The following is a 26,061-nucleotide window of genomic DNA, read 5'->3' on the forward strand; positions in this document are numbered from 1 at the left end:
TCGCTGATAAATTGATTAAATTCGCCGATAAAATGCAAAATTCGCTGATATACACTCAAAATACGCTGATAAAAAATATTTCAGGATATAAAATACTAAAAAAAGCCCGGTTTGAAGGAGGAAAAATCTATGTCAAAGCTTTGGGGCGGACGATTTACAAAGGAAACGAACAAATTGGTGGAAGAATTCACAGCTTCCATTTCTTTTGATCAAAAACTAGCAAAAGAGGATATCGCAGGCAGCCTTGCACACGTCCAAATGCTTGGTGAATGCGGTATTATTCCGATGGAAGACGCGATAAAAATAAAAGAAGGTCTTCTCTCTATTAAAGCAATGATAGAAAATGATGAGGTTGAGTTTTTAGTTGAAGATGAAGATATTCATATGAATATTGAAAAACTATTGATTGAAAAAATAGGACCTGTCGGCGGCAAGCTCCATACAGGCCGCAGCCGGAATGACCAAGTGGCTACGGATATGCATCTTTATTTACGAACAAAAACGAACGAGATAATTAAATTACTGGAAGACGTCCAGCAGGCATTAATAGAACAAGCAAAAGAGAATATTCAAACGCTAATTCCAGGGTATACGCACTTGCAACGGGCACAGCCAGTTTCCTTTGCCCACCATTTAATGGCGTACTTTTGGATGTTTGAACGTGATAAAGAGAGACTGCTTGATTCTCTAAAACGGATTAATTGGCTTCCTCTTGGTTCCGGTGCATTGGCAGGGACGACCTTTCCTATTGATCGTGAACGCGTGGCCGAGCTACTAGGCTTCGAAACGGTATATCCAAACAGTATGGATGCCGTTAGTGATCGTGATTTTATTCTGGAATTTTTATCGAACGGTTCTATCATAATGACCCATATTTCAAGACTTTCTGAGGAGCTTGTTATTTGGTCAAGCCAGGAGTTTCAGTTCGTAGAGCTGGACGATTCGTTTTGTACCGGCTCAAGTATTATGCCGCAAAAGAAAAACCCGGACGTGCCAGAACTGCTAAGAGGGAAAACTGGTCGCACATATGGAAATTTAATCGGCTTGTTGACCGTGTTAAAAGGCTTGCCGCTCGCCTATAACAAGGATTTGCAGGAAGATAAAGAAGGCATGTTTGATACAGTAGAGACACTTGAAGGTTCATTAAAGCTGTTGGCACCTATGATCGAAACGATGACAGTAAACAAAGACGTGATGCATAAGGCCATAAATAATGACTTTTCAAATGCTACAGATATTGCCGATTACTTAGTACGAAAAGGGCTGCCATTCCGTGAAGCCCATGAAGTAATCGGAAAAATTGTCCTGTATGCCATTCAATCTAACAAATTTTTGTTAGATTTGAATTTTGAAGAATATCAAGGGTTCAGCCCATTATTTGAAAAGGACATTTATAAGGTATTGGCTCCTGATCATGTAGTTGCCGTAAGGAACAGCTTTGGCGGAACAGCACCTGAACAGGTGATTAAGCAAATTAAGCTGGCTGAAGGGAAACTGCAAGGGTAGAAAAGAGATAAGTAAAGCTCGTCATCTACGGCGAGCTTCTTTTCGTTCTTTAAGGGTCATTTCATTTGTATAAAAATCTAAAATATTTGATAATCTCATAGAGGAAATCTTAGAAATACTAATTGGAGGAGAAAAATGAAACTGAGAGTATCTGTTGTGCAGTACCATCTTCATACGATAGATACAAAGGAAACTATTTCTTTATTACCACTTTAGTTATAAGAAGATATTGACTTTTACGAATAATTCAACTAGAATTCTTTTTATAACTTGGAAATTTAATGAAAAATAAAATAATACTCTTATCCAGAGCGGCGGAGGGAATAGGCCCGATGAAGCCCGGCAACCTCAAGGTATTCCTTGAAAAGGTGCTAATTCCTGCAGGTTATTTTTAACCTGGAAGATAAGGGGAGGAATTCGGCCCTCTTCTTATGAAGAGGGCTTTTCCTGTTTCGAGATAAATGGGTGAAAAAAATTCATAATAAATTGAAGGGGTGGATGAACATGACTGTAATAAAAGTGGCAATCCTAGGGTTTGGAACTGTTGGGGAGGGTGTTTATCGGACGATTCAATCACATGCTGAGGAGTTAACAGCGTCATTGGGTAAAAAGGTTGAGGTTGCTGCTGTCCTGATCAAGAACAAACAGAAGGAAAGAAACATTAGTGAGGATGTTCTTATTACTACAGAATTTGCAGACGTTCTAAGTCTGCCACAGCTTGATATTGTTGTCGAAGCCATCGTCGACAAAGAGCCTACCTTCTCATTTTTGAAAAAAGCAATCGAGCGGGGATGTCACATTATTACGGCGAATAAAGAAATGTTTGCCCATCACGGAAAAGAGCTGCTCGATCTGGCGGAAAAAAATAATGTTTCAGTTGGTTTTGAAGCAACAGTAGCAGGAGGAATTCCTGTGATTCAAACACTTAGACAATTATTGAACATCAATCGCGTCCAAAAGGTTCAAGGAATCCTAAATGGTACTTCGAATTTCATCCTGACCGAAATGCGCGAGAAGAAGCAGTCATTTGCCCAAGCCCTACAATTAGCACAAGAAAACGGCTTTGCTGAAGCTGACCCAACAAATGATGTCGAGGGCTTTGACGCTTTTTATAAAACGATGATCCTTAGCAGAATTGCCTTTGGGGAAGAACCAAATTGGCGTGATGTTGAACGTAAAGGGATTACTGCTATAACAAGTGAATTGATTGAAACAGCAGAAACATTAGGATTAAGGTTTAAACATATTGCCTGTATAAGCAGGTTAGGCAATCAGATTAAAGCAACTGTTAAGCCAGCTCTTGTCGGAACGGAGCATCCTTTTTATCATGTAGAAGGGGTGCAGAATGCTATCAATGTCCACTCAGATATTGTTGGCGCCATCACACTTCAAGGACCAGGAGCTGGAATGTTTCCGACAGCAAGTGCCATTATCGAGGACTTGGTCTATGTGTGTCAAAACCCTCCTGCAAAAAGAAGTGTCTCATCTGCGGGAGATACTGCAACAATTCTTAAAAAAGGTCAAATAAAGGAAATATGGTTAGTTCACGGACTAAGCAATATACAGACGAGCTCATCGATTACTAAGATCGAACATGTAGCAGAAGAGACATTCATCATTATGGCGGCAAAAAAAGATGTTGAGCAACTAGCAAAGCTAGAAGCGGCACTTGTTTATTATCCAATCCTTGGAGAATATGCACCAGTACATCAACCCACAACAATAACAGCATTATAGAAAAAGAGGCAAATATACTTAAAAGAGCTCAGGCTCTTTTTTTATTTCTTTCATTAAATCCTTTTTTATACCTTTATGAAAAAAAGTGAACGTTACCAACAAAACTAGGCTTAAGTTTAGTCAAAAACAGATGGTAATCATATTGTGTATAAGCTCGACCAATAGGACTGGTTACAAAAACAAAAATGAAGGGGTGCGCTATGTCAGAAAATACAAAAAATGAAAGTTTACAAAAAGAGAAGAAGCAAACTCCCCAAACAAGTACTAGCGCAGGTCCAAAAAATACAAACAACCAAGATATTAAAGTCAGTATCATTATTTCATCGCAAAATAAATACCCACTAAATATTTTTACCCTCTATTCACTTGAATACCAAAACTTTAATCCTACAAAAATGGAAGTAATATTTATTAATGATGCCTCTACAGACCAAACCGATGAAAAACTTAAAGGCTATTCTCCTCCATACCATTTCAAATATATCCACAAAAAACAGAAGATTGGAAGAGCGAAGGCCAGAAATTTAGGCATTCGTTCTGCAAGGGGAAGCCTTCTGATCTTTCTAGATGCGGAAATGATCACAGATAGTGATTTTGTTGAAAATCACTATAAGTATCACCAATCCAAAAAAAATGTGATTCTGTCAGGGGTTATGCATTCTAAAGCACTATATACATGTGTTTTCCCAAACTTCTCCGAGCATAGAAAAGACACAATCGCAAATTTAACAAAAAATAATCAAGATATATATACCAGATTGCAAGATTGTAAAGATCCTCTTGATGAACCATATCCATTAGTAGAAAAAAACGATATTGCAAGAAAAACCTACAAGGATTTAGTATTTCATTCATTCCCATGGTTTCGGCAGATCGTAAGAAATTTCAGAGCAGATTTAAAAGGGTTTGCGTTTCCATGGATGGCCTTTCTTACTGGGAATGTCTCAATACGGAAAGAATTGATTGTAAAGGCAGGGGGGTTTGATGAAGAGTTTTTCCATTACGGTTATGAAGATTGGGAATTAGGATACCGTTTATACAAAATGGGTGTACAATGTATTGTCAGTAAAAAATTAATCACTTACCATCAGGAGCATCCGGTTGAAGAAAGAAAATGGAGAGAGGCAATTGGGAACTTCGGCCTTTTTACAATAAAACATCATGATGTCGATGTACTTATTCTAGGATTAGAGCTTTCAGGAATTACAGATATATTAACGATGAATAAACTCTTAAGGGAATATAAATTACTTAGACAATCAAGGTCTAAGCAATTTCAAAAGTTCCAAGAAAAATTCATCCTCATACTTGAAACAATCATCCTAATGCTCCAAGTTGATATCCAGCATTTCAATATATTAGGGGCTGCAGGCTTTAGCTCAAAGGATCGAAAAGAGCTTCTTAATGATATAAAAAGTCTAAGCGACTATCCTAATATAACAAGCTTTTTAAAACAAGTCATAAATTCATAACCATAGAAGGAGTAAAAAAGTGGTTTCTATCATAACGTGTACGATAAGAGAAGAGAGTATTGATAATGTTTTCAAGAATTATCAACAGCAAACCTGGAAGGATAAAGAGTTAATTATTATATTGAATAAAGATTCGATGGATATTGACCGATGGATTAAAAAGGCAAAGAAGTATCCAAATGTAAAGGTATTTCAACTGCATGAAAAAGCTACCTTAGGTGACTGCTTAAATTTTGGGGTAATGAACTCAAGATATGACTATATAGCGAAAATTGATGACGATGACTATTACGGGCCAGAATATATTACTAGTTCAATGGAAGTTTTTAAAAATAAAAATGTTTCGATTGTCGGAAAAAGCTCTTACTATATTTATTTTAAAAATAAAAAAGCATTGATTCATGTCCCAGGTACTGAAAATGCAATTTCGGACACTGTTGCCGGTGCGACTTTACTGTTTAAAAAAGAGATATTTTATAATGTTCGCTTTGAAAAGGTAAATCGAGGAGAGGAAAACTTTTTTATTGATCAATGTAAAAAGGAAGGTTATCAAGTTTATTCTACTGATCCTAACCATTTTGCTGCCATTCGCAAGGGCTCAGAAAATCACACCTGGAAGATCTCTGATGAAGATTTGATGGAGTGGGGCGATTTAATTGCTTATACGGATGATTATCAATCGATAGTGTCAAAAAATAGAACCGAATAAATAGGAGGTCCCTATTAGCGTGTTATCAGTGGGTAAACTAGACTAAAAAGATACGGCATCCATTATTTAAATGCCGTCTTTACATATTTCTAATATAAGCAACGTAATAAGTTCACATTCTATTCAGATTTCTAATATTAATATGTTAAAAAACTGTGAAACCCATTGTCATTATTATAGAAGGAGAGTATATTATAAGTGTAGAGAAGATAGTGAAACAATTCACAAACTTCTGCTACAAGAAACAGCTAGCTGATCACCCCCTAGTCGAAAAGGGGAAAAGGAATTATTTTAAATTTATTTGTGAAATTATTCACAAATTTAATAGGAGATGATTGTGATGAGATGGTATAAAACTCCTCAAGCAGCTGTAGTTTGGACAATATTAAGAGTTTGGCTTGGATTACAATGGTTTGAAGCAGGTTATCATAAATTAACAGGTGGATTTGATGCAGGTGGGTTCTTAAAAGGAGCACTAGCAAATGCTACAGGAGATCATCCAGCAGTACAAGGCTGGTACGCAGACTTCTTACAACAATTTGCAATCCCAAATGTTCATATATTTAACGTTTTAATTCCTTGGGGAGAATTACTTGTTGGTCTAGGATTAATCATTGGTTTAGCTACAATCCCAGCATTAATTGCAGGTGCCTTTATGAACTTAAACTTCATGCTTGCAGGAACAACTAGCACAAACCCAATTCTTTATACAGTTGCAATGATCCTGTTATTCACAGGAACTGGAGCTTACCTTTTCGGATTTGATCGTTATGCAGTACCATTCATCAAAGGCTATTTCAAAAAAGGTCATGTCAAAGGCGTCAAAATTAATCAACAGCATTAACGAGTTTTAATTGCTTAACCTCTCTTAAGAGCTCGTGGGAAACTATTTCCCCCTTTATAAAGCTTTAGAAGCAGGGTAAACCTGCTTCTCTTTTTTTATCTAACAAAGATTTACGATCTTTTGCGATTTTTTACACGTTGGTTAGCAGCATTTGCACGTGCTTGTGCTTCAAGGTCTGCGTTGTCAGCTAATTCTTGCGAATACTCTACATCGATTCCATCTGACTTCATGTTTTTCGGCACTTGTGGAAGTGACCCTTTATTTTTATCACGACTTTTATGTCCACGTGAACGACCCATTAGAAAACCCCTTTCATTTGTAAAAACGATAAGGAGCTCAAATGCTCCCATTACTAGCTTTTACAAGTAGAAAGAGGTTCATTAATGGAAAAATATTTAAACTAAATTAAAGCTTCGTTTTTCTGTCACTAAAGCCGCCAGCACGATCCGCCATTTTAAATTCCCGCTGATAGGATACTTCCTGCATACTTGATAAGGTGTATTTTCCTCTATCCTTGTCTTTTTTCTTCTTTTCTGCCATTTTGCTCATTCCTTTCAACATTTTTTAGTCAATCGTCATCAAGCTAAGTGGTAAAAAATAAAATGCACTTTATTGCTAATCAAAATTTATTTCATAATTTTTGAACACATAAGTGCAATTACGCCTCTGTCTTCACCCTTTAGGACTTGCCAATCGGCGAGTTTTCTTTAATACTTATTTCCATTTTTACCTTTTAGGAACGGAAAGATACTAATATGAGGAAAATATATTTTTCATGCTTTTTTTAATCGTGCTTACTACAAAGAATATGGTAAAGTAATTTTGAGGTGAATGAAATGGCCATTATTACAAAAATCACCACGCAGCAGAAAAATCAAGATCGTTTTAATGTGTTTATGGATCATGGCAAGGGTGAAGAATTTGCTTTTAGTGTCGACAGCGATGTATTAATTAAATTTCAATTAAAAAAAGGTATGGAGCTAGATGATTTTTCTTTCTTGGAAATTCAATATCAAGATGACATTCGCAAAGCGTACAATCTAGCCGTCAACTATTTAGCTAGAAGAATGAGATCTGAAAAAGAGATAAAGGATTATCTTGTTAAAAAAGAAATGGACGAACCTATTATCGAAGAAGTTATACATAAATTGATCGCTCAAAAATACATTAATGACGAGGAATATGCCTTTGCCTACGTAAGGACACAAGCTAATACAACTGATAAAGGCCCTGCTGTAATCAAAATGGAATTAAAGGAAAAAGGAATTGATGAGAAAATCCTCTTACACGCGCTTGAAGAATTACCTTTAGAGCAACAAATAGAAAAAGTAGCTAAGATATGCGAAAAGTTTTTTCAAAAGCATACTAAGGAATCAATTAAAGTCCAAAAGCAAAAACTGGAGAATGTACTGCTTAGAAAAGGATATTCTTTTGAAGTCATTACTATTGCTATGAATGAAACTGAAGTGCCAAAAGAGGCTGATGAGGAAATGGACGCTATCAGATTTCAAGGTGAAAAGGCACATCGGAGACTTTCTCAATTAAATGGATATGAATATCAACAAAAGATGAAACAAGCTTTATATAGGAAAGGGTTTTCAATAGATCTAATAGAACGGTTCCTCACGGAAATAGAAAACTCATGACAAAAAGCGTCATGAGTTTTTATTTTCAATAATAATTGAATCACGGTCCAATTGATCCATAATGATTTCTGCAATTTCTTTTGCTGACCTTAGCCGTGATTTGTCTTTAATATGGTCGCTTTCGTCCCAGAATGGGGTGTTCATACCGCCCATATATACCGCATTAAACTTTATACCACTGCCCTCATATTCTTTTTGCAGGCTTTCTGTAAATCCCCTGACAGCAAATTTGCTTGCAACATACACAGCCTCATTCGCTTTTCCACGTAAACCGGCAGTGGAGATTATATTCATAATTTGACCTTCGCCATTCTGCTCTAGAACGGGTAAGATGGCCTTTGTCATTAAGATGGTTCCAGAAACATTTGTTTCTAATATTTCGCTAATTTGCTGCTCATTTATATTCGTAAATGGACCAAAATGTCCAATTCCTGCGTTATTGACCAAACCATAAATTTCGTATGTACTGCTTATTTCCTTTATTTTATTTACTACATCCTCATTGTTTCGGATATCTAAGGGAAGTATATCGGCCGTTCCTCCAGCCGTTTCAATTTCCTGTTTTACCGCAATTAATTTTTCACTTGTTCTCCCAGTTAATATGAGGTTATAGCCTTTTTGTGAAAAAAGAAAAGCTAATTCTTTTCCTAAACCCGAACCGGCTCCAGTAATAATGATTGTTTTCATTGATCATGCTCCTTCACTTAAATTATACCTTTTTCCCGTATTAACGGGCTTAAAGACCCCACATCAATTATTGGCTTAAGTATGAAGCTAAAGTGGGGATCAACTGCTTGGAATGAGACTAACAATCAATGGGGCGTTCCTTGCTTGTGTTTCCACTAATTGAAGTTTCACTTTATTAATTACACAAATATTACTATACTAAAATAAAAAGGTAAATGGGAGTGAATGTTATGCACCAGGAGAAACGCTACAGTGTAATGTCAGAACATGAATTAAGGCAAGAAATTGCGACCCTTCAAGAAAAGGCCCGAAAAGCGGAGCAATTAGGAATGGTAAATGAGTTTGCTGTCCTTGAAAGAAAGGTACAAATGGCAAGGGCTTACCTAGCAAATCCTGACTCATATAAACCTGGGGAAATTTATGAAATCGAAGGGGATCCTGGCCAATATTTTAAAATTGATTATCTGAATGGCGTTTTTGCCTGGGGCTATCGACTAAATAGGGATGGAAAAGAAGAGGCTCTTCCTATTTCCATGTTAAAGTGCCTAAAATAACGGACAAACCAGAGAAATGAATCTCTGGTTTGTCTTTTTTTAATCTTACTTCCATACTTGCGGAGATTCATCATCGCGCTCCCCAGAAGCGCGCATTCGCTCTTGTGGATGAGTATTAATTGTCCCATTGGCTCTTTGTGAAGCATATTCTGCTTTCGCTCTTGGCTCTCCCTCGAGTTTGTTATTATTTTGATTAGGGAATTTCGTTTCTTTATTTCTCATGCTATACCTCCTTGTAGGGAATGAGAAAAACGTGAAAAGCAATTATTCTCAATGCTTACCACGTTCTCTTAGTATTCACGCTTTTTATTAGGGATATGTTAAAAGAAAATGGAAACAAAACTCATCGATTAGCCCCAAAAAAAAGCGAGTGACACAAATCACCGCTTTTAACTGGGAATAATACTTAACTTTTTCCGTAATTTCTTTTCGCTAAACACCCAACCCGTATAAGAACTGATTGGATTTAAATCACAATCTAATTGAACAACCGCTACAAACGGGTAGTGTCCATTACTACGGTAGCGTAAATCAATAAACCGGACTTCGTAAAAATCTTTGTATTCATCGACTTCCCAACGGTAAACCGGAGAAAATGATAAAAACGCTGAAAGATTCTTGTCCTTTTTGGCTGCTTCGATTACAGGTGTTTTTGGTACCGGTACACGGTTAAATCGGTCTAGGATTTCCACCTTATCCTTAACTGCTCTCCCTACAAAAAATTGCTTTTTATTCATGGCAGCAATTCTCCATTGATGAAGTTTCATTGTAGGTGCAACAATGATTTCAGTGGCATCGGGGATGATGGCTCTTACCCCAACCAAAACTCTTTTCTTAGCTTGATAGCGCCAGATGTAGTAAGCGATTATTACGGCATACATTAGTAAAAAGGTAATGCCTGGATTTGCACCTAAAATCCAAATAAAAATCCCAAGGATATGAATTCCGAAAATAATGGGATCAAACGTATTTATGACGCCAAGAGCAACCCACTTCGATGAAAAAGGTCTAAGCGCTTGAGTACCATAGGCATTAAAGATATCGACAAATACATGTATGAACACAGCTGCAAATGTCCAAGCCCATAAATGCAACAAATTGGCGTCTGGAAAAAAAAGATAAACGACTGCTGAAATGACGAGTGGCCATAATAACACAGCTGGTATGGAATGGGTAACCCCACGATGATTACGAATGTAAATAGCATTATTTCTTAGTTTTAATACAGTGTCAATATCTGGTATTTGCGAACCGGCAATTGTGGCAATTAACACACTAGTTGTAGTAGCATGGCTTGAGGCGACAGATGGATCTAAAGTTGCAAGACCCCCAAGGGCAATGCCCATTACAACATGAGTTCCAGTATCCAAAAGGAAATCCTCCTTCAATAAATTCTTGTCAAAATAAACAAATTGGATTATCGTAAAACGAAAATGTCTTATAATAAAATCGGAAATTAAACAAGAACTTTGAATAATGTCCGACTCCATAAGAATAAGCTTCAGAAGTGCTAACTCGCAATAAGGTCACTTCCGCCTTTCTTATTATATTTCCTTTTTATCTAATTGTTTAACAAAATGGAGGAACAAAAGTCATGTTAATTGAACAAGAAATTTCAGAAAAAATCAATATAAATGCATTTCAAAATGATTTAATTTCCTGGTTTAAAAATGAACAGCGTGACTTGCCATGGCGCAAAGACCAGGATCCATATAAGGTATGGGTCTCTGAAATAATGCTGCAGCAAACAAGAGTAGATACGGTCATTCCTTATTTTAATCGATTTATTGACTGGTTCCCAACGATCAATGATTTGGCTGAAGCTGACGAAGATAAAGTACTTAAGGCATGGGAAGGTCTTGGATATTATTCAAGGGTAAGAAACCTCCAATCTGCTGTTAAGGAAGTAAAGGAGAAATACAACGGGGAAGTGCCAAATTCTCCAAAGGAGATTGGCGAACTTAAAGGGGTTGGTCCTTATACAGCTGGTGCCATTTTAAGTATTGCCTACGGAATCCCAGAGCCTGCTGTAGATGGAAATGTGATGAGAGTATTATCACGAATTCTTTCCATTTGGGAAGATATTGCCAAACCTTCGTCACGGAAGGTTTTTGAAAAAGCTGTTCGTGAATTAATCTCACATGAAGATCCATCCTCATTTAATCAGGCATTAATGGAATTGGGTGCGCTAATTTGCACACCAACTTCCCCTTCTTGCTTATTATGTCCCGTGCGCGATCATTGCCATGCTTTTTTTGAAGGGGTACAGCATGAGCTGCCAATAAAAACGAAAAAAACGAAATCCCGTGAGGTTCAACTAGCTGCAGTAATTTTAACGGATAAAACGGGAAAAATAGTCATTCATAAGCGGCCCGCAAATGGGCTGCTCGCGAATTTATGGGAATTCCCCAATATTGAGCTCCATCATCCAATGCAAAATGATCGAGAGCAGGTTGTTCCCCTTTTTAAAGAAACCCTTAATCTAGAAATAAATCTTGATCAGATTATCGGTCAAATTGATCATGTGTTTTCACATTTAGTTTGGAATATTAATGTATACACTGGGATAATTAACGCTAAATTTCAGGAAACAGATGAGTGGAAGCTTGTTTCTATTGAAGAAATGAAAGCATATGCTTTCCCTGTCCCATATCAAAAAATGTTTAAACTTTATCAAAGTCATTAAAAGCTAGACCGCCGCTTAATTGCAGCGGTCAATTTTCATAATATGCTTTATCGCTTTATCCCACCGCGGTTTTCAATTTCCTCAATTATTTCTCGATGGATTGTCTGCCCCTCACTATTTAAATAGGGAGCAATTTGCTGCAAGGAATGATGAAAAAAGGCAAGCTCGTTGTCCTGCCAATCAGATTTCGCCAACATGGAAAGCTCTGTCATATCACGGCCGCCATACATATATTACACCTACCTCCGATTTGTTATTTGCCTTTAGTGTCTTATATTAATTGTCTTCTATACCTAGAAAAGATAAAATGGATAGAAAAGCGGATGCAGCCGCTAGGCACAGTAGCAAGAAAGTAATCAAAGATTAATGAATTAATAATGAACTCTGAAGAAGGGAAATGGGAATATGACACAAAAAGTAGCACTAATTACTGGAAGCAGCAGAGGGATTGGTAAAGCAACAGCACTTCGATTAGCCGAAGCAGGATATGATATTGTCATAAATTATGCAAGAAGTAAAAAGTCTGCCCTTGAGGTTGCTGAACAAATTGAAGCACTAGGCAGAAAGGTCTTAATTGTAAAAGCCAATGTGGGTGATGTAGCTAAAATTAAAGACATGTTTGCTCAAATTGAACAAGAATTTGGTCGTTTAGATGTATTTGTTAATAATGCCGCCTCAGGGGTACAGCGCCCTGTTATGGAGCTTGAAGAGTCACATTGGGATTGGACTTTAAATATTAATAGTAAAGCTCTGTTATTTTGCGCCCAAGAAGCAGCGAAATTGATGGAAAGAAACGGTGGCGGGAAAATTGTCAGCATCAGTTCCCTTGGGTCCATTCGTTATTTGGAAAATTATACAGTAGTGGGTGTATCAAAAGCAGCTCTAGAAGCATTAACACGATATTTAGCAGTTGAATTGGCACCTAAAAATATTATTGTTAATGCTGTTTCAGGTGGTGCAGTGGATACCGAAGCATTAAAGCATTTTCCTAATCGAGAAGAACTCCTTCAAGAAGCAAAAGAAAAAACGCCAGCAGGAAGAATGGTTGAAATTGACGATATGGTTAATAGCGTCATGTTCCTTTTATCTGATGAATCGAGCATGATCAGGGGACAAACCATCATTGTTGATGGAGGAATTTCATTACTCGTATAAGTTATTTTTAAATAATGATTTTTTTGGGATAATCTCCACGGAGCTTGGTTAAATTATATTCGTGGAGGTGATAACAATGGCAAACTTCAATCAACAGCCAAACAAAACTTCTGCTGGAACTAACATCCAGGAAGTAAGACAACAAAATGCTCAATCAAGTTCTGGAGCAGGTGCAAGTGCAAGTGCAGGTGCTGCTGGTCAATTTGGTACTGAATTTGCGAGCGAAACAAATGCACAAGAAGTAAAGCAGCAAAACCAAGCCGCAGAAGCTAAAAAGAACCAAAACGCAGGTCAATTTGGTCAAAGTTAATCATACTTAACAAGGGAGGCGCTCTTTTTCGTTAAAGAGTGCCTTCTTCCTATGTCGATCTCCTGTCTATACGTTACGCCAATGAAACGTGCTTATCATATTTCGACAAAACTTCCTTTAAGTTTACAGAAGTAGTCAAAGGAAAAAAGTAGTTGCTAAAGAATACATATAGTAGCTTAAAAATAAGGCGGTGAGGGAAATGGATCAGTTTAACCGATTAGTTTCCGAACAAATGGCGACAATGGAAAAATTACTGTACCTTCAAACTGAGCTTGAGCGTTGTCAACAAATCGAAGAAGAGCTTAAATCTTTACAAAATTCCACAGACCTTGATAGTATTCAAAATGACATTCAACTGATGAAAAAAGAGCTAAAAGAGATTCAATTAATTTTTGAGAAGCAGACAGATGAGGTCATTAATTCCTATCGAGAAATGAACTTTACAGCTTCTATGTAGTTTTAGAACTAAAAGTGCTGAAAAAAATTCGCAAATTTTTACAAAGAGCCACCTGAATTGTGGCTCTTTTGTTTTAAATTCTGTTCGTAACCGTTATAATAATAAAAAATAGGAATTTTACTTTGTTACCTCTTTTCGTTAATTATTATGGTTTTTAGAATAGGTTGCAAAGCGTTCAGGAATGAAGGTAGGGGAGAACATGGGCGTACCCATCGAAGGTGAACCAATGCAAATACATAGCTATAAGCACAATGGGCACATCCATCGCGTCTGGGAAGAAACAACTGTTTTAAAAGGGTCGCAGAATTTGGTGATTGGTGGAAATGACCGTACACTTGTTACAGAATCAGATGGAAGAACATGGATTACGAGGGAACCAGCAATTTGCTACTTCCACTCACAATACTGGTTTAATGTAATTGGAATGATTCGTGAAGACGGCATTTATTATTACTGTAATCTTAGTTCACCGTTTATTTTTGACGGTGAAGCACTAAAGTACATTGATTATGACCTTGATATTAAGGTTTATCCTGATATGACCTTTAATTTACTAGACGAAGATGAGTATGAACGCCATCGCCGTGAAATGAATTATCCAGATGTGATTGATCAAATTTTAAAAAGAAATGTGGAAAAATTGATCCAATGGATTCGGCAACGGAATGGCCCGTTTGCACCAGATTTTATTGATACTTGGTATGAACGTTATTTAACATACAGACGTTAGATGGCTGTATATGCCTGTTGATTTCTAATCAACAGGTTTTGTTATTTTTTATAAAAATGAAAGGGGGACTAACTTGAGCAGCATTCGTAGGTACCTTCAATTTGTGAAACCGTATCGTCTGCAGATTATTGGGACGGTCATCATAGGAATTATTAAATTTTCTATCCCGCTAATCATTCCCATGCTGATTAAGTATGTGGTTGATGATATTGTTGGAAATCATACCTTATCCCATGATGAGAAAATTAATAAACTAATGCTCATAATGGGTGTAATGATTTTCGTTTTTGTCATCCTTAGACCGCCAATAGAATATTACCGCCAATATTTTGCCCAATGGACATCTAGTAAAATCTTATACGATATTCGCGATACAATGTACAACCATATTCAAAAGTTAAGCTTCAAGTATTTTTCAAATAACCGAGCCGGGGAAATTATTTCTCGTGTAATTAATGATGTGGAGCAAACAAAAACATTTGTTATATCAGGATTAATGAACCTTTGGCTTGATATTGCAACCATTGCCATTGCAATTATTCTTATGTTTTATATGAATGTTAAATTAACAGTTGCATCAATTTTATTGTTCCCTTTTTACGCCTTTTCTGTAAGATACTTTTTTGGTAACCTTCGTAATCTAACACGGAAGCGTTCGCAAGCCCTCGCCGAGGTACAGAGCTATTTGCATGAGCGTGTACAGGGAATGCCAGTTATCAAGAGTTTTGCCATTGAAGAATATGAACAAACACAGTTTGATAAACAAAATAAAAACTTTTTAGAAAAAGCAATAACACATACGAGCTGGAATGCTAAGTCGTTTGCTGCAGTTAATACGATTACAGATATTGCTCCTTTAATTGTCATAGGTTACTCTGCTTATCTTGTCATTCAGGATCAATTGTCACTAGGTACAATGGTTGCGTTTTTTGCTTATATCGATAAACTATATAATCCTTTAAGAAGGCTGGTGAATTCAGCCACAACTATCACGCAATCATTTGCTTCAATGGATCGGGTATTTGAATTTTTAGATGAGAAATATGACATTATTGATGACCCTAAAGCATTAGTGTGCAATGATGTGAAGGGTGATATTTCTTTTGAAAATGTTTCGTTTTCTTATGAAACCGAACATGAAATGGTATTAAAAGAGATTAATTTAGATGTAAAAAGAGGAGAAACGATTGCATTAGTCGGGATGAGCGGTGGTGGAAAATCTACCCTTGTCAGTTTGATTCCCCGGTTTTATGATGTAACAAAGGGAAGAATCACATTAGACGGGGTGGATATCCGTCAATTTAAGGTTCAAACTCTAAGAGATAAAATAGGTGTGGTTTTTCAAGATAATATCTTATTTAGCGAATCAGTCATGGACAATATTTTATTAGGAAGCCCCGGGTCCACCGATGAAGAAGTATATCATGCCGCTAAAGCGGCAAATGCTCATGAATTTATCCTTAACCTCTCAGATGGTTACAACACTAAGGTCGGTGAAAGAGGTGTGAAGCTTTCTGGAGGCCAGAAACAACGTATTGCGATTGCCAGGGTATTCTTAAAAAATCCTCCGATATTAATTCTTGATGAGGCAACGTCGGCACTGGATTTAGAAAGCGAGCATTTGATCCAAGAATCACTTGAGGAGCTGGCAAAGGATCGAACCACCTTTATTGTAGCTCACCGGTTGTCGACCATCACACACGCCAATCGGATTGTCTTGATTGAGCACGGCAAAATCGTGGAAATCGGGACACACGAGGAACTAATGGCCAAGCGAGGAAATTATTATAATTTATTTCAGGTGCAGCAGCTTGAAAGCAAAAACCCCGATGCAGAGTAATCCGCATCGGGGTCTTTAATAACATTAGAATTTTATATCATTGGACTTTGAGAAGTACCCAGCACCATATGAATAAACTTCGGAAGAGATACCTCACACGAAGGAAATGCTGTAGCTTTTTCGAGAAGCACCGGAGCAGCGAGACAACGTCGCCCTTTTCCCTCTGATCAGTTAAAGTGCTCTAATCCATACACCGCTAAACGGACGCTTTCGCTTTTCGTATTTTATTCATGACCATTTTCTTCAATCGATATTTCATTGTGATGATAGGAATGAAAGCTTGTTATAAGTGTATCAAGATGTTCTACCTGTTCACCATAATCAATAATGGATGCGATGATTTGCATCGTATGATACAGATGTGAATTATTTTGGTCGGAATATTCTCTTTGATGTGCTAAAAAGAAGTCAAATAGTTCCTGTTTATTTAAGTATTCATTATCCTCATGATATGGAGGCGGAGTTGGGATTTTTCCAATGAATCTAAGTAAGACTTGTTCATGATGGTAAATAAGGCTATCTACCTGTTCCTGAATCGATTGCTTAAACTGTTCAGGGATATGAAGCAGCTCGTTTTCATACCGATGCAGTCTTTTTAACGTATCAAGTGCTTTTTTTGCCGTTAAGTTTAATTGGCGATAAATAACAAGTTTCCTCGATTTTTCCGGAAGATTTCTTTTTAAATAATATCGTTCTTCCTTAAGCATTTTATAAAACTGATCCATTGTATTGATACTTTCTTTAATTTTCTTAATGTCTGTTTTAAGAAGCTGATGGTCATAATCATGGCGTGTACTTAAGCGAATCCATTTAATAATTTCTTCTGTTGTGTCAACGATTTTAAAATAAAGCTTATTTTCATACCTTGGCGGTAAAAACACGAGATTGACAATAAACGCCGAAAATACTCCAATCATAATGGTCGAGAAACGGATTCCAGCAAACTGAATAAAGTTCCCACTTTGTGTTTCCATAATCGATATTAATGTTACGAGGGAAAGTCCAATTGTATTATCTAGTTTAAGCTTAAGATTGATGATAATAACAATGATAGCGGCCAAACCTATAACAATAATATGATTTCCTAATAGAAGTACGAAAATAACTGCAAGCAAAGCGCCAATAATATTTCCTTGAATTTGTTCAATAATCGTCAAATAGGAGCGATAAATGGTCGGTTGAATCGCAAAAATAGCTGCGATTCCAGCGAATACCGGGGAAGGTGAATGCAGCAACTGAGCTAAGAAAAGGGATAAAACTATAGCTATTCCCGTTTTTAATATGCGGGCACCTAACTTCATTGTAAATAGTTTCCTTTCAAAAATAATGATTATTTAATAGTATAAAAAGCGACTTTGAGCATTGTCCAGCTTCATAAGAATATGCTTTGGGAGCGATTCCTCGCACGAAGGAAAAGCTTAACTTTTTAGAGGAGCCCAGCGGTGAGATAACTTCGCTCTTCAGCTGTTCTTATTTTACTCAATCAAGAACAAATAAGTACTATACATGGATTAAACCATTTTATCAAGAGAAAGTATATGGATTTTTATTCGAATTTGTTACATTAATCAGTACAATTAAAAAACGTCCGCTAAAAAAGCGGACGTTCATATCATTCTGTTGAAACTGACGGATCTGCTTGTTCTTTTACAGGAAGAATTTGGACAAAGTGATTTTCCGGGTTCGTCAAAAGACCGCGAAGCTGATTTGCTTCATCAAACTGACCATTTTGCTCTAGAAGGTCTGTATATTGACTTAAAAGTTCGTTAATATCCTGTTTTCCTTTTTCGTTTACATCTAAGATAGAAACTTTCGCACCTTTGGCAATCCGTTTTTTAATGGTATCCTTTGTAAGACCCATTTCTGGTTGTTGGCGGACATAAACGACACCACCGGTCATACCTGCACAAATCCACGGTCCAGGGTCACCTAACACTAACCCGCGTCCGTTTGTCATATATTCAAATGCGAAGCCTTTAATATTGGCATTGGCACCAATGTTTCCTGCTTCTTTTTCTGGTAATGGTTTTTTCATAGCACCACCGATGATTAAATCAGCACCAGAAAGGCGAATGCCAGCGCGTGCATCTGCATTTCCTTGAGCAATAAGCAGCCCCCTTTGCGCCCCGTATCCAAAGCCTTTTCCAACGGACCCATTATAGTAGCGGCCATTTTTTCCTCTAGACTTAAGAACATGAATATTTCCTCCAAAGGAGGTTTTTCCGACACCGTCCTGGCCGCCGCCATTAACAGTGATCTCGATGCCTTCACTATTATAAGCGCCTAAGCCGTTACCGGGAATGGAACCTTCCTTATACTTAAGCTGTACGGGGGCCAGCTGTTTATAGGAACCATCTAGTCTTCCGCGGACACGGTGACAGGAAACTCGGCTTCCTAATACTCGCTGTTCTGATGTAACACTAACAAATTCGCGGGAGGAATGGAGCTGCTCCACACTTGCATCAAGATATTCTGCTCCAGCTGCCACCTGCAGTTGAACTTCTTCAATTGATTTTGAAGCATTTACTTTTGCAAATTGACTAATTTCCAGTGGTTTTAACAGGTAGGATAGGCTAAGCTGGTTCTTACCTTTTATTTGTTCCAATAATTCGGAATGACCCACAGCATCTTGTAAATTCTTAATACCCAATGAAGCCGCAAGTGCTTTTAATTCTGTTCCGAATGCTGTAAAAAGATTCATAATCCCTTGAACTGCTAAATCTAATTGTCTCGGAACAAAACGTCTTAGTCCGTGCTCCTTTGCTTGTGCTTCTGATTCAATTTGGGTGGCAATTCCGACATGGCATGTATCCAAATGACAGCCTCGGCAGGTCGTGCAGCCAATCGCGAGCATTGACAATGTTCCAAAGCCAACTCTATTTGCCCCAAGGAGCATAATTTTGATGACGTCCATAGCACTCTTCATGCCGCCATCAGCCCAAATTTCAACTTTATGGCGGAGACCGCTCTCTAAGAGAGCATTATGGGCTGCTTTTACACCAATTTCAACTGGCAATCCGACATACTGCAGTGCATGAATTCTCGCTGCTCCTGTCCCGCCATCAAAACCGCTTACAGTAATAATGTCTGCACCAGCTTTAGCGATACCGACAGCGATTGTTCCTATATTCGGTACAACAGGAACTTTAACAGCAATTTTTGCCTGGTCGTTTGCTGTTTTCAATTCAAGGATCATTTGTGCTAAATCTTCAATTGAGTAGATATCATGGTTGTTTGAAGGTGAAATCAAATCAGAACCGAGCGTTGCATTACGCGCTTCCGCAACCTTTGCGGTAACCTTTGAACCAGGCAAATGTCCGCCTTCTCCTGGCTTCGCCCCTTGGCCAATCTTAATTTCTAACAGATTAGAAGAGTTTAAGAGTTCAGCATTAACCCCGAATCGGCCAGATGCAATTTGTTGTCCTCTCGTTTTTGGATATTTACCTAGCATATCCTTGATTTCGCCGCCTTCTCCATTCAGGCTGATCATATTTAAACGATCTGCCCCTTCAGCATAGGCCCTAAATGCCGTTTCATTTTGCGATCCAAAGGACATTGAAGAAATAACAAACGGTAAATCATGGTCACCGACACGAAGGTCAACTTCGCTTGGAGCTAGTTGTTTATCACTCTTTTTTATCTGAATTAAGTGGCGAATTGTTGTCGGATTTTCCGTTTCTTGTTCTGAGATTTTATCACCATAAACACTGTAGTCACCAGTTGCTGCCACCTCACCGATTGCCTTCCAAACGCGCGGGAAGAGGTGAAAGGTTTTTCCGATTCTTTCTTTGTCATTCTGGTAATCTTCTGCTCTTTTAAACGCATCGAGCTTCATCGCTTCAAAATCAGTTTCGATTTCTTTTGAACCAAAAAAGTTTACGATGTTTAAAGCATTAGCAATTTCATCATGTAATCCAATGCTTGAGAACAGCCTCCCGTAACCGCGGAGCTCATGGATTCCAATTGTCGAGATTACTTTTTCCAGACCCTTCGTTAAAGCGCTATAAAGGTTCAACAACGGTTCTACTGATTCATCTAGTACAGTTAAAAACATGTAATATGGGCTAATCAGATCTGCTCCAAGTCCAAAGACGGTTATAATGTCATGGAGCGAGCGAATGGAGGCGGAACGTAATACCAAAGAGCAATCTCTTCTTAATTCTGCTTTGACTAACGCTTGATCGATTACACTCGTTACAAGATGAGGATCAATCCAATAGAAATCATCTTGATGGGATTTCGCATCATCAAGAATTAGTAACGTTTTCCCAGCTTGAACAGCCTGAACGGCTTCCTTAGTAAGTCTTTCTAAGGCATGATCTACATTTTCGTCCTTTTTGAATGTAGTGGAAATATATGCTGCTAATTTTTGCTTCTGGTAATTCTGTACAATTTGGTCGAAGCTTGGTTGACCCGAACTTTCCGAACAAGAAAAACCGGCTTTTCCTTCTATTAGAAGCGGTGTGGTCAGCTCCATAACCGTTTCTGATTTTTCTTTTAAAAATAAAGTAGGCCGCTTGCCAATAATCACTCGTGTAGAGAAATGTTCAGTTTCCCTGTCACGGTCAATGGCTGGATTGGTAACAACAGCAACACTTTCTTTAATATAATCGGCGATATTCACGCGTTCAGGATTAAGGGCTGCGAGTGGTGCGTCATGCCCAAGGGAACGAATCGGTTCCACCCCTTTTTCTGCCATTTGTTCGATTAACTGAATATGATCCCGCTCCCAGCCGAAAGCCTTATATTGTCCGTTATGGATTTTATCAGGATAATTCATCGTAACGGTTTTAGCTAGAGCTGGTGTCTGCAATCGTAATCTTGATTCTTCAATAGCTAACCGATTAGAAAGGCGCTGGTATACTTCTTCTTGATAATGGTTTTGCTCGTAAACTTCTAATTTCTCACCGTTCCACTTGAAACCAACTTTTTCACCAGGTGCCAAAGGCTTTGGATCGTTTGTATACTCTGTTGAAGGAATAATTCCTGGTTCTGAGGAAAAGAGATACGAGCTTTCTGTTTCCAGCATCCAAAGCGGGCGGAGACCAAGTGCATCGACACTAAATACAGCTTCATCCCCATAACGCGAGATAATTCCTGCTGGTCCTTGGGCAAAGTGTCCCCATGCTTCACGAAGGTACGTATACAAATCTTGCAGGTGGTCTGGATAGGCTTTGATTTCATTAATAATAGGCGGAAACAATAGGTCCATTGCTTCAAATAATGTATATCCTTCACGGCAAATTAATGTTTCTATGGTTCGGCTTAAATCCTGTGAGTCACTGCCGTCTTTTACAAGCGGTACTCCTATCATTTTTGCTTCATCGCGAAGCTTTGAAATGGTATTTATTTCTCCATTATGGCCAAGGACACTGAAAGGCTGTACCCGGAAAAAGCTTGAAAGGGTATTGGTAGAATAACGATTATGACCTAATGTCATGGTTGATGCGATGAGTGGATTTGCTAAGTCATGATAGTACCGCGGGAGAATATCTCCGGCACCCATAACTTTATAGACAACATGATTTTGACTAAGTGATGCAACATGGACATGTTCATTTTTCTCAAAGTCAATTAGGGTATCGAAAAGAATCTTTGTTAAATCTTGGCCTTTTTTTACTGAAAGACAAGCAAATTGCCAAAACACAGGGTTTTCTTGAATGGCGATTGGACCTAAGGCGGAGGAGTCAGTGACATCATTTGTATCAAAAACTAATTTTAAATCATGCTTTTCCAGCTTTTTTACTAATTCTTGTTTGGTAGAAGACCAGTTAACCTTTTGGTTGATAAAAACATGACCTACAGAGAATTCTGCTTTTTCAGCAAGCAGCGGGTCAAGGCCTCTCTTGAGAAGCTTTTCTTTCCAAAGTTCGGTTGGAAGATCCATGTGGATTCCCACGCCATCACCTTCACCGTTAATAAAGCCGGCACGATGATTCATCGTAACAAGAGCATCAATACAGTTAAAAATATTCTTTCTTGTCGGGATTTTGCTTTTTTCAAGGCAAGCGACTATTCCACATGCATCGTGTTCATGTCTATGGAAATCCTTAAATTGGGAAGGGGTCCATTTTTGTGTCATTCTGATTGGCTTCATCGGTTCACCGCTAAAGCCGCTTCACCTCCTATGAAATTGTTAGACTGAGAAAATACTTTTTTGCGTAGAAATAATTTGATACTTTAACGAGGTATGATATTAAAGGGCTAAAAGAAAAATAATAATCTAATAGTATCATAAGAATTTTCAGAAATCAAATAAATATACATTATTTTGGATATAAAAATTAGTAAAAAAATTGAGGGTATTATTTGAGAAAGCTGTCTATGTAAACGTTTTCAAATGAATTCAAAAAAATAAAAGGAAGTGATTTCCACTCCCTTTCGTGCATAAAGTATGCATATTTATTCGGATTTTAGTGAAGCGAATGCATTTCTTACTGCGTGTAATGTTGCTTCAACATCATCTTCTGTATGAGCGATTGTTAGGAACCATGCTTCGTATTTTGACGGTGCAAGATTAATTCCTTGTTTTAGCATCAGCTTAAAAAACTTTGCAAACATTTCACCGTCAGTGTTTTCAGCTTGCTCGTAGTTTTCAATAGTTACATCTGTAAAATAAACGGTAAAGGCACCTTTCAATCGGTTAATCGTAATCTGAATATCGTATTCTTTGGCAGCCTCTAAGATTCCTTCTACCAGTTTTGCACCTAATCGATCTAAATAGTCATATATGCCTTCTTGCTTTAAAACCTCTAGGCATGCAATACCAGAAAGAATTGAAGCCGGATTTCCGGCCATTGTTCCTGCTTGATAAGCTGGGCCAAGTGGTGCAACTGTTTCCATGATTTCCTTACGTCCTCCGTAGGCGCCAATTGGCAAACCGCCGCCGATTATTTTTCCAAGTGCTGTTAGGTCCGGTTGAATATCTAATAAATCTTGGGCACCACCATACATAAAGCGGAAAGCTGTAATAACTTCATCATAAATGACTAGTGCACCTGCAGCGTGGGTAAGGTTATTGACCTGCTGCAAGAAGCCAGGTTTTGGCTCAACAATTCCAAAGTTTCCAACGATAGGTTCAACAAGGACCGCGGCAACTTCTGAGCCCCACTTTTCTAATGCCTCTTTAAATGGTTCGATATCATTGAAAGGTACCGTAATCACTTCTTGTGCAATACTTTTTGGCACGCCAGCCGAATCAGGTGTGCCAAGGGTTGAGGGACCAGAACCCGCAGCAACAAGGACGAGATCAGAGTGACCATGATAACAACCGGCAAATTTGATTATTTTATCACGGCCGGTATAAGCGCGGGCTACACGGATAGTAGTCATTACCGCTTCAGTCCCTGAGTTGACAAAGCGAACTTTATCCAGCGATGGAATGGCTTCTTTTATCATTTTAGCAAATTTTACTTCATGAGGTGTTGGAGTTCCATATAGAACCCCGGTTTCAGCTGCATGTTTGATTGCTTCTGTAATATGCGGGTGGGCATGGCCGGTAATAATTGGCCCATATGCTGCAAGATAATCTATATATTGATTTCCATCGACATCCCAAAAATATGCACCTTGACCGCGTTCCATCACTACCGGTGCACCGCCGCCAACTGCTTTGTAGGATCTTGAAGGGCTGTTAACTCCGCCGACAATATGTTCTAATGCTTCATTATGTATTTGTTCTGACTTTGTAAATTGCACTTGGTTTCCTCCTTAAATGTGTCTCCTTCCTATTTTATCACTTTTTTAATCGAGTTCTATCTGTTTTAACTTTTAGATTATTAAGGGAGTAGAAATAGAGGAGTACAGGGAATTATCAAGACTTGGATATTTTATTGTCCAAGCAAGCATAGAAATAAAATAACTAATGCTGTAATTAGAGGTGGTCTTAGTTGTTCTATTTCTTACTTCCTATCGTTATTTTTTGTATCTTTATGAGTTTACGAACATTATTTATACCAAACACATTAAGAGGAAAATTTGTATCGGTTGAAAATTTTCTTTATTTAGGGACAGTTTATCTAACCATTATTATTGGATTCGGATTAATTTATCTTCTATTTAATTTAATTGGGTTGCCATTGCTTAAAGAAGTGAACAGCCATCATCGAAATAACATCTTTGAAACAAGTTTTTATTTTAGTGCCATGACTCTTTTTTCAGTTGGCAATGGTGATGTGCTGCCACAAGGGATTGGAAGGATCATTGCCGTTATCGAGGCATTAATTGGCTACACGCTGCCTGCTGCGTTTGTTGCTAGAGTCATGTTAAACAGAGAAAAATAAACCTTTCGTTTGCGATATATTTGTGTTATCTGGAAAGATTAGTTACGCTATAACGAAGGAATATTTTACAATGGAGTGATTAGGATGTCAGTTGAAATAGGGATGCAAGCACCTGATTTTGAATTAGAAGCAAATAATGGCGAGATAGTACAATTAGCAAAATTCCGTGGTTCAAACATTGTTCTATATTTTTATCCGAAAGACATGACCCCTGGATGCACGACAGAAGCATGTGACTTTCGTGACCAAATTCAACAATTTACAGATTTGAATGCGATAGTATTAGGAGTAAGTCCAGACCCTGTTCCGCGCCATCAGAAATTTGTTGAAAAGTACGGATTGCCATTTTTACTTTTAGCAGATACAGATCATCATGTTGCTGAAAGCTATGGTGTTTGGAAGTTAAAGAAGAACTTTGGTAAAGAATACATGGGGATAGAAAGATCCACCTTTATTATTGATAAGGAAGGCAATCTTGCTAAAGAATGGGGAAAGGTGCAAGTGAAAGGGCATGTAGAGGATTCATTAACATACATACGTGAAAACCTCAGCTAATTTTAAGAGCCTATTTTCTTTAGAAAAGGCATTTGTCCAATGCAAGTAAGGCAAATTTGAATATCATTTTATTAGGGCATACCTCCTCAGATAAACTTTTGGGTCCTTAGTGACCCTTTTTTTTATGTAAAAAAGGATTTCTATGTTTTCAAGTTTTCTAAATATGTATACAGGTGTTATGATGAAGAAAAATAAATAGTTCTCACAATTATGGGGATTGAATCATATTTGAATTAAGTTATTGAATACATAAGAATAAATGCTGGAATAAATAACAACTTTTTAGGGGGGATTAAAGCGTGAAAATCTATACAAAGACGGGTGATAAGGGAACAACGTCCTTGATATACGGAACAAGGGTTGCAAAGAACGATTTGCGAGTCGAAGCATACGGAACATGTGATGAAACCAATTCAATGATTGGACTTGCTCTCAGTTATTTATATAAGGAAAATTTTCAAGGGAAAGAAATAATTGAAAGTGTATATCATAAAATACAAACAAATCTTTTCCATGTGGGGGCGGAATTAGCAACTCCAAAAGGGAAAGAGGTTAAGTGGACGATCACTGCTTTGGATATTCAAGAATTAGAAAACCAAATTGATGATTGGGACATAGAACTTCCTCCATTAACGAATTTCATCCTACCGGGAGGCCATCCAGCAGGTGCAGCTTTTCATGTAGCCCGAACAATTGCAAGGAGAGCAGAAAGATGTGCAGTTTCATTGGGAGAAGATGTAAATCCACTGGTTTTGGCCTATTTAAATCGACTTTCGGATTTATTGTTTGTAACTGCCCGTTGTGTGAATCAGAAGCTAGGGGAGAGCGAACAAACATTGCATGCTAAAAGTTAAGAAACAATTTTTGATAGTGAGATTACAATATTGACAA

25 protein-coding genes and 1 riboswitch are annotated in these 26,061 nt (G+C 37.8%); of the genes, 16 read left to right on the forward strand and 9 right to left on the reverse strand.

Translation table 11 applies throughout. The annotated features are described in order from the left end of the window. Positions 1-129 precede the first annotated feature (129 nt). From argH to QNH20_RS06415, 5 genes are all read left to right on the forward strand, one after another. Entirely contained in the window at positions 130-1,506 is a 1,377-nt protein-coding gene (gene argH, locus QNH20_RS06395) for an argininosuccinate lyase (RefSeq protein WP_283922078.1), read from the forward strand. A gap of 299 nt (positions 1,507-1,805) precedes the next feature. Then, positions 1,806-1,916, forward strand: a riboswitch (SAM riboswitch). A gap of 94 nt (positions 1,917-2,010) precedes the next feature. Then, on the forward strand, positions 2,011-3,243 hold the full coding sequence (locus tag QNH20_RS06400; RefSeq protein WP_283922079.1) for a homoserine dehydrogenase: 1,233 nt from the start codon (positions 2,011-2,013) through the stop codon (positions 3,241-3,243). A 200-nt stretch (positions 3,244-3,443) separates the two neighbouring features. Next, positions 3,444-4,715 carry a glycosyltransferase family 2 protein gene (locus QNH20_RS06405; RefSeq protein ID WP_283922080.1) on the forward strand — a complete coding sequence of 424 codons (1,272 nt, stop codon included), beginning with the start codon at positions 3,444-3,446 and terminating at the stop codon, positions 4,713-4,715. Between the two features lie 19 nt (positions 4,716-4,734). Continuing rightward, positions 4,735-5,424, forward strand: coding sequence for a glycosyltransferase family 2 protein (locus QNH20_RS06410; RefSeq protein ID WP_283922081.1), 690 nt, complete (start codon positions 4,735-4,737; stop codon positions 5,422-5,424). A 340-nt stretch (positions 5,425-5,764) separates the two neighbouring features. Beyond that, positions 5,765-6,268, forward strand: coding sequence for a DoxX family protein (locus QNH20_RS06415; RefSeq protein ID WP_283922082.1), 504 nt, complete (start codon positions 5,765-5,767; stop codon positions 6,266-6,268). A 110-nt stretch (positions 6,269-6,378) separates the two neighbouring features. Here QNH20_RS06415 and QNH20_RS06420 read toward each other — a convergent pair whose 3' ends face one another. Further along, on the reverse strand, positions 6,379-6,567 hold the full coding sequence (locus QNH20_RS06420; protein WP_283922083.1) for a YfhD family protein: 189 nt from the start codon (positions 6,565-6,567) through the stop codon (positions 6,379-6,381). 106 nt (positions 6,568-6,673) lie between these two features. Then, positions 6,674-6,808: a YfhE family protein gene (locus QNH20_RS06425; protein WP_283922084.1), complete on the reverse strand. Its 135-nt coding sequence runs from the start codon at positions 6,806-6,808 to the stop codon at positions 6,674-6,676. A gap of 296 nt (positions 6,809-7,104) precedes the next feature. Here QNH20_RS06425 and recX point away from each other — a divergent pair, with 296 nt between their 5' ends. Next, entirely contained in the window at positions 7,105-7,914 is an 810-nt protein-coding gene (gene recX / locus QNH20_RS06430; protein WP_283922085.1) for a recombination regulator RecX, read from the forward strand. A 9-nt stretch (positions 7,915-7,923) separates the two neighbouring features. On the opposite strand, the gene QNH20_RS06435 is transcribed toward recX, so the two are convergent. After that, positions 7,924-8,601, reverse strand: coding sequence for an SDR family NAD(P)-dependent oxidoreductase (locus QNH20_RS06435; RefSeq protein WP_283922086.1), 678 nt, complete (start codon positions 8,599-8,601; stop codon positions 7,924-7,926). Between the two features lie 230 nt (positions 8,602-8,831). On the opposite strand from QNH20_RS06435, the gene QNH20_RS06440 reads away from it, so the two are divergent. Further along, positions 8,832-9,155, forward strand: a complete 324-nt coding sequence (locus QNH20_RS06440; RefSeq protein ID WP_283922087.1) for a YfhH family protein — start codon at positions 8,832-8,834, stop codon at positions 9,153-9,155. Between the two features lie 45 nt (positions 9,156-9,200). Here the strand turns inward: QNH20_RS06440 and QNH20_RS06445 are convergent, their stop codons facing one another. After that, on the reverse strand, positions 9,201-9,377 hold the full coding sequence (locus QNH20_RS06445) for a small, acid-soluble spore protein K (protein WP_283922088.1): 177 nt from the start codon (positions 9,375-9,377) through the stop codon (positions 9,201-9,203). A gap of 167 nt (positions 9,378-9,544) precedes the next feature. Beyond that, positions 9,545-10,525, reverse strand: a complete 981-nt coding sequence (locus QNH20_RS06450; protein WP_283922089.1) for a metal-dependent hydrolase — start codon at positions 10,523-10,525, stop codon at positions 9,545-9,547. 224 nt (positions 10,526-10,749) lie between these two features. On the opposite strand from QNH20_RS06450, the gene mutY reads away from it, so the two are divergent. Continuing rightward, positions 10,750-11,841 carry an A/G-specific adenine glycosylase gene (gene mutY, locus QNH20_RS06455; RefSeq protein ID WP_283922090.1) on the forward strand — a complete coding sequence of 364 codons (1,092 nt, stop codon included), beginning with the start codon at positions 10,750-10,752 and terminating at the stop codon, positions 11,839-11,841. Positions 11,842-11,888: 47 nt separating this feature from the next. Here the strand turns inward: mutY and QNH20_RS06460 are convergent, their stop codons facing one another. Further along, on the reverse strand, positions 11,889-12,071 hold the full coding sequence (locus QNH20_RS06460) for a hypothetical protein (RefSeq protein WP_283922091.1): 183 nt from the start codon (positions 12,069-12,071) through the stop codon (positions 11,889-11,891). Positions 12,072-12,246: 175 nt separating this feature from the next. Here QNH20_RS06460 and fabL point away from each other — a divergent pair, with 175 nt between their 5' ends. The 5 genes from fabL (at position 12,247) to QNH20_RS06485 (ending at position 16,333) form a co-directional block, all read left to right on the forward strand. Further along, the gene (gene fabL, locus QNH20_RS06465) at positions 12,247-12,996 is read left to right on the forward strand and encodes an enoyl-[acyl-carrier-protein] reductase FabL (RefSeq protein ID WP_283922092.1); all 750 of its coding nucleotides are present in this window, start codon (positions 12,247-12,249) and stop codon (positions 12,994-12,996) included. A gap of 76 nt (positions 12,997-13,072) precedes the next feature. Further along, positions 13,073-13,306 carry a gamma-type small acid-soluble spore protein gene (locus QNH20_RS06470; RefSeq protein WP_283922093.1) on the forward strand — a complete coding sequence of 78 codons (234 nt, stop codon included), beginning with the start codon at positions 13,073-13,075 and terminating at the stop codon, positions 13,304-13,306. Between the two features lie 199 nt (positions 13,307-13,505). Next, complete coding sequence (locus QNH20_RS06475; protein WP_283922094.1) at positions 13,506-13,763, forward strand: YgaB family protein; 258 nt, start codon at positions 13,506-13,508, stop codon at positions 13,761-13,763. 199 nt (positions 13,764-13,962) lie between these two features. Next, entirely contained in the window at positions 13,963-14,493 is a 531-nt protein-coding gene (gene ntdP / locus QNH20_RS06480) for a nucleoside tri-diphosphate phosphatase (protein ID WP_283922095.1), read from the forward strand. A 73-nt stretch (positions 14,494-14,566) separates the two neighbouring features. Continuing rightward, the gene (locus QNH20_RS06485) at positions 14,567-16,333 is read left to right on the forward strand and encodes an ABC transporter ATP-binding protein (RefSeq protein WP_283922096.1); all 1,767 of its coding nucleotides are present in this window, start codon (positions 14,567-14,569) and stop codon (positions 16,331-16,333) included. A gap of 224 nt (positions 16,334-16,557) precedes the next feature. On the opposite strand, the gene QNH20_RS06490 is transcribed toward QNH20_RS06485, so the two are convergent. From QNH20_RS06490 to QNH20_RS06500, 3 genes are all read right to left on the reverse strand, one after another. Further along, positions 16,558-17,634, reverse strand: coding sequence for an FUSC family protein (locus tag QNH20_RS06490; RefSeq protein WP_283922097.1), 1,077 nt, complete (start codon positions 17,632-17,634; stop codon positions 16,558-16,560). A gap of 311 nt (positions 17,635-17,945) precedes the next feature. After that, the gene (locus QNH20_RS06495; protein ID WP_283923360.1) at positions 17,946-22,415 is read right to left on the reverse strand and encodes a glutamate synthase-related protein; all 4,470 of its coding nucleotides are present in this window, start codon (positions 22,413-22,415) and stop codon (positions 17,946-17,948) included. A 320-nt stretch (positions 22,416-22,735) separates the two neighbouring features. Then, a complete protein-coding gene (locus tag QNH20_RS06500) occupies positions 22,736-24,031 on the reverse strand; it encodes a glutamate-1-semialdehyde 2,1-aminomutase (protein WP_283922098.1) in 1,296 nt (431 codons plus the stop codon). Between the two features lie 191 nt (positions 24,032-24,222). On the opposite strand from QNH20_RS06500, the gene QNH20_RS06505 reads away from it, so the two are divergent. The 3 genes from QNH20_RS06505 to QNH20_RS06515 all read left to right on the forward strand — a co-directional run bounded on the left by QNH20_RS06505 (position 24,223) and on the right by QNH20_RS06515 (position 26,024). Continuing rightward, positions 24,223-24,615 carry a potassium channel family protein gene (locus QNH20_RS06505; protein ID WP_283922099.1) on the forward strand — a complete coding sequence of 131 codons (393 nt, stop codon included), beginning with the start codon at positions 24,223-24,225 and terminating at the stop codon, positions 24,613-24,615. Between the two features lie 84 nt (positions 24,616-24,699). Beyond that, positions 24,700-25,170 carry a thioredoxin-dependent thiol peroxidase gene (gene bcp, locus QNH20_RS06510; RefSeq protein ID WP_283922100.1) on the forward strand — a complete coding sequence of 157 codons (471 nt, stop codon included), beginning with the start codon at positions 24,700-24,702 and terminating at the stop codon, positions 25,168-25,170. A gap of 299 nt (positions 25,171-25,469) precedes the next feature. Beyond that, entirely contained in the window at positions 25,470-26,024 is a 555-nt protein-coding gene (locus QNH20_RS06515) for a cob(I)yrinic acid a,c-diamide adenosyltransferase (protein ID WP_283922101.1), read from the forward strand. Positions 26,025-26,061 lie beyond the last annotated feature (37 nt).

It is taken from the genome of Neobacillus sp. WH10 (assembly GCF_030123405.1).
In the GTDB taxonomy this organism is placed as follows: domain Bacteria; phylum Bacillota; class Bacilli; order Bacillales; family Cytobacillaceae; genus Neobacillus.

What these genes read in the sequence shown, in the direction of transcription:
- fabL (WP_283922092.1), top strand. Translation starts at nt 12,247, where the DNA reads ATGACACAAAAAGTAGCACTAATTACTGGAAGCAGCAGAGGGATTGGT.
- QNH20_RS06425 (WP_283922084.1), bottom strand. Translation starts at nt 6,808, where the DNA reads ATGGCAGAAAAGAAGAAAAAAGACAAGGATAGAGGAAAATACACCTTA.
- recX (WP_283922085.1), top strand. Translation starts at nt 7,105, where the DNA reads ATGGCCATTATTACAAAAATCACCACGCAGCAGAAAAATCAAGATCGT.
- QNH20_RS06440 (WP_283922087.1), top strand. Translation starts at nt 8,832, where the DNA reads ATGCACCAGGAGAAACGCTACAGTGTAATGTCAGAACATGAATTAAGG.
- QNH20_RS06470 (WP_283922093.1), top strand. Translation starts at nt 13,073, where the DNA reads ATGGCAAACTTCAATCAACAGCCAAACAAAACTTCTGCTGGAACTAAC.
- bcp (WP_283922100.1), top strand. Translation starts at nt 24,700, where the DNA reads ATGTCAGTTGAAATAGGGATGCAAGCACCTGATTTTGAATTAGAAGCA.
- QNH20_RS06400 (WP_283922079.1), top strand. Translation starts at nt 2,011, where the DNA reads ATGACTGTAATAAAAGTGGCAATCCTAGGGTTTGGAACTGTTGGGGAG.
- ntdP (WP_283922095.1), top strand. Translation starts at nt 13,963, where the DNA reads ATGGGCGTACCCATCGAAGGTGAACCAATGCAAATACATAGCTATAAG.
- QNH20_RS06495 (WP_283923360.1), bottom strand. Translation starts at nt 22,415, where the DNA reads ATGACACAAAAATGGACCCCTTCCCAATTTAAGGATTTCCATAGACAT.
- mutY (WP_283922090.1), top strand. Translation starts at nt 10,750, where the DNA reads ATGTTAATTGAACAAGAAATTTCAGAAAAAATCAATATAAATGCATTT.
- QNH20_RS06420 (WP_283922083.1), bottom strand. Translation starts at nt 6,567, where the DNA reads ATGGGTCGTTCACGTGGACATAAAAGTCGTGATAAAAATAAAGGGTCA.
- QNH20_RS06445 (WP_283922088.1), bottom strand. Translation starts at nt 9,377, where the DNA reads ATGAGAAATAAAGAAACGAAATTCCCTAATCAAAATAATAACAAACTC.
- QNH20_RS06435 (WP_283922086.1), bottom strand. Translation starts at nt 8,601, where the DNA reads ATGAAAACAATCATTATTACTGGAGCCGGTTCGGGTTTAGGAAAAGAA.
- QNH20_RS06415 (WP_283922082.1), top strand. Translation starts at nt 5,765, where the DNA reads ATGAGATGGTATAAAACTCCTCAAGCAGCTGTAGTTTGGACAATATTA.
- QNH20_RS06460 (WP_283922091.1), bottom strand. Translation starts at nt 12,071, where the DNA reads ATGTATGGCGGCCGTGATATGACAGAGCTTTCCATGTTGGCGAAATCT.
- QNH20_RS06490 (WP_283922097.1), bottom strand. Translation starts at nt 17,634, where the DNA reads ATGAAGTTAGGTGCCCGCATATTAAAAACGGGAATAGCTATAGTTTTA.
- QNH20_RS06475 (WP_283922094.1), top strand. Translation starts at nt 13,506, where the DNA reads ATGGATCAGTTTAACCGATTAGTTTCCGAACAAATGGCGACAATGGAA.
- argH (WP_283922078.1), top strand. Translation starts at nt 130, where the DNA reads ATGTCAAAGCTTTGGGGCGGACGATTTACAAAGGAAACGAACAAATTG.
- QNH20_RS06405 (WP_283922080.1), top strand. Translation starts at nt 3,444, where the DNA reads ATGTCAGAAAATACAAAAAATGAAAGTTTACAAAAAGAGAAGAAGCAA.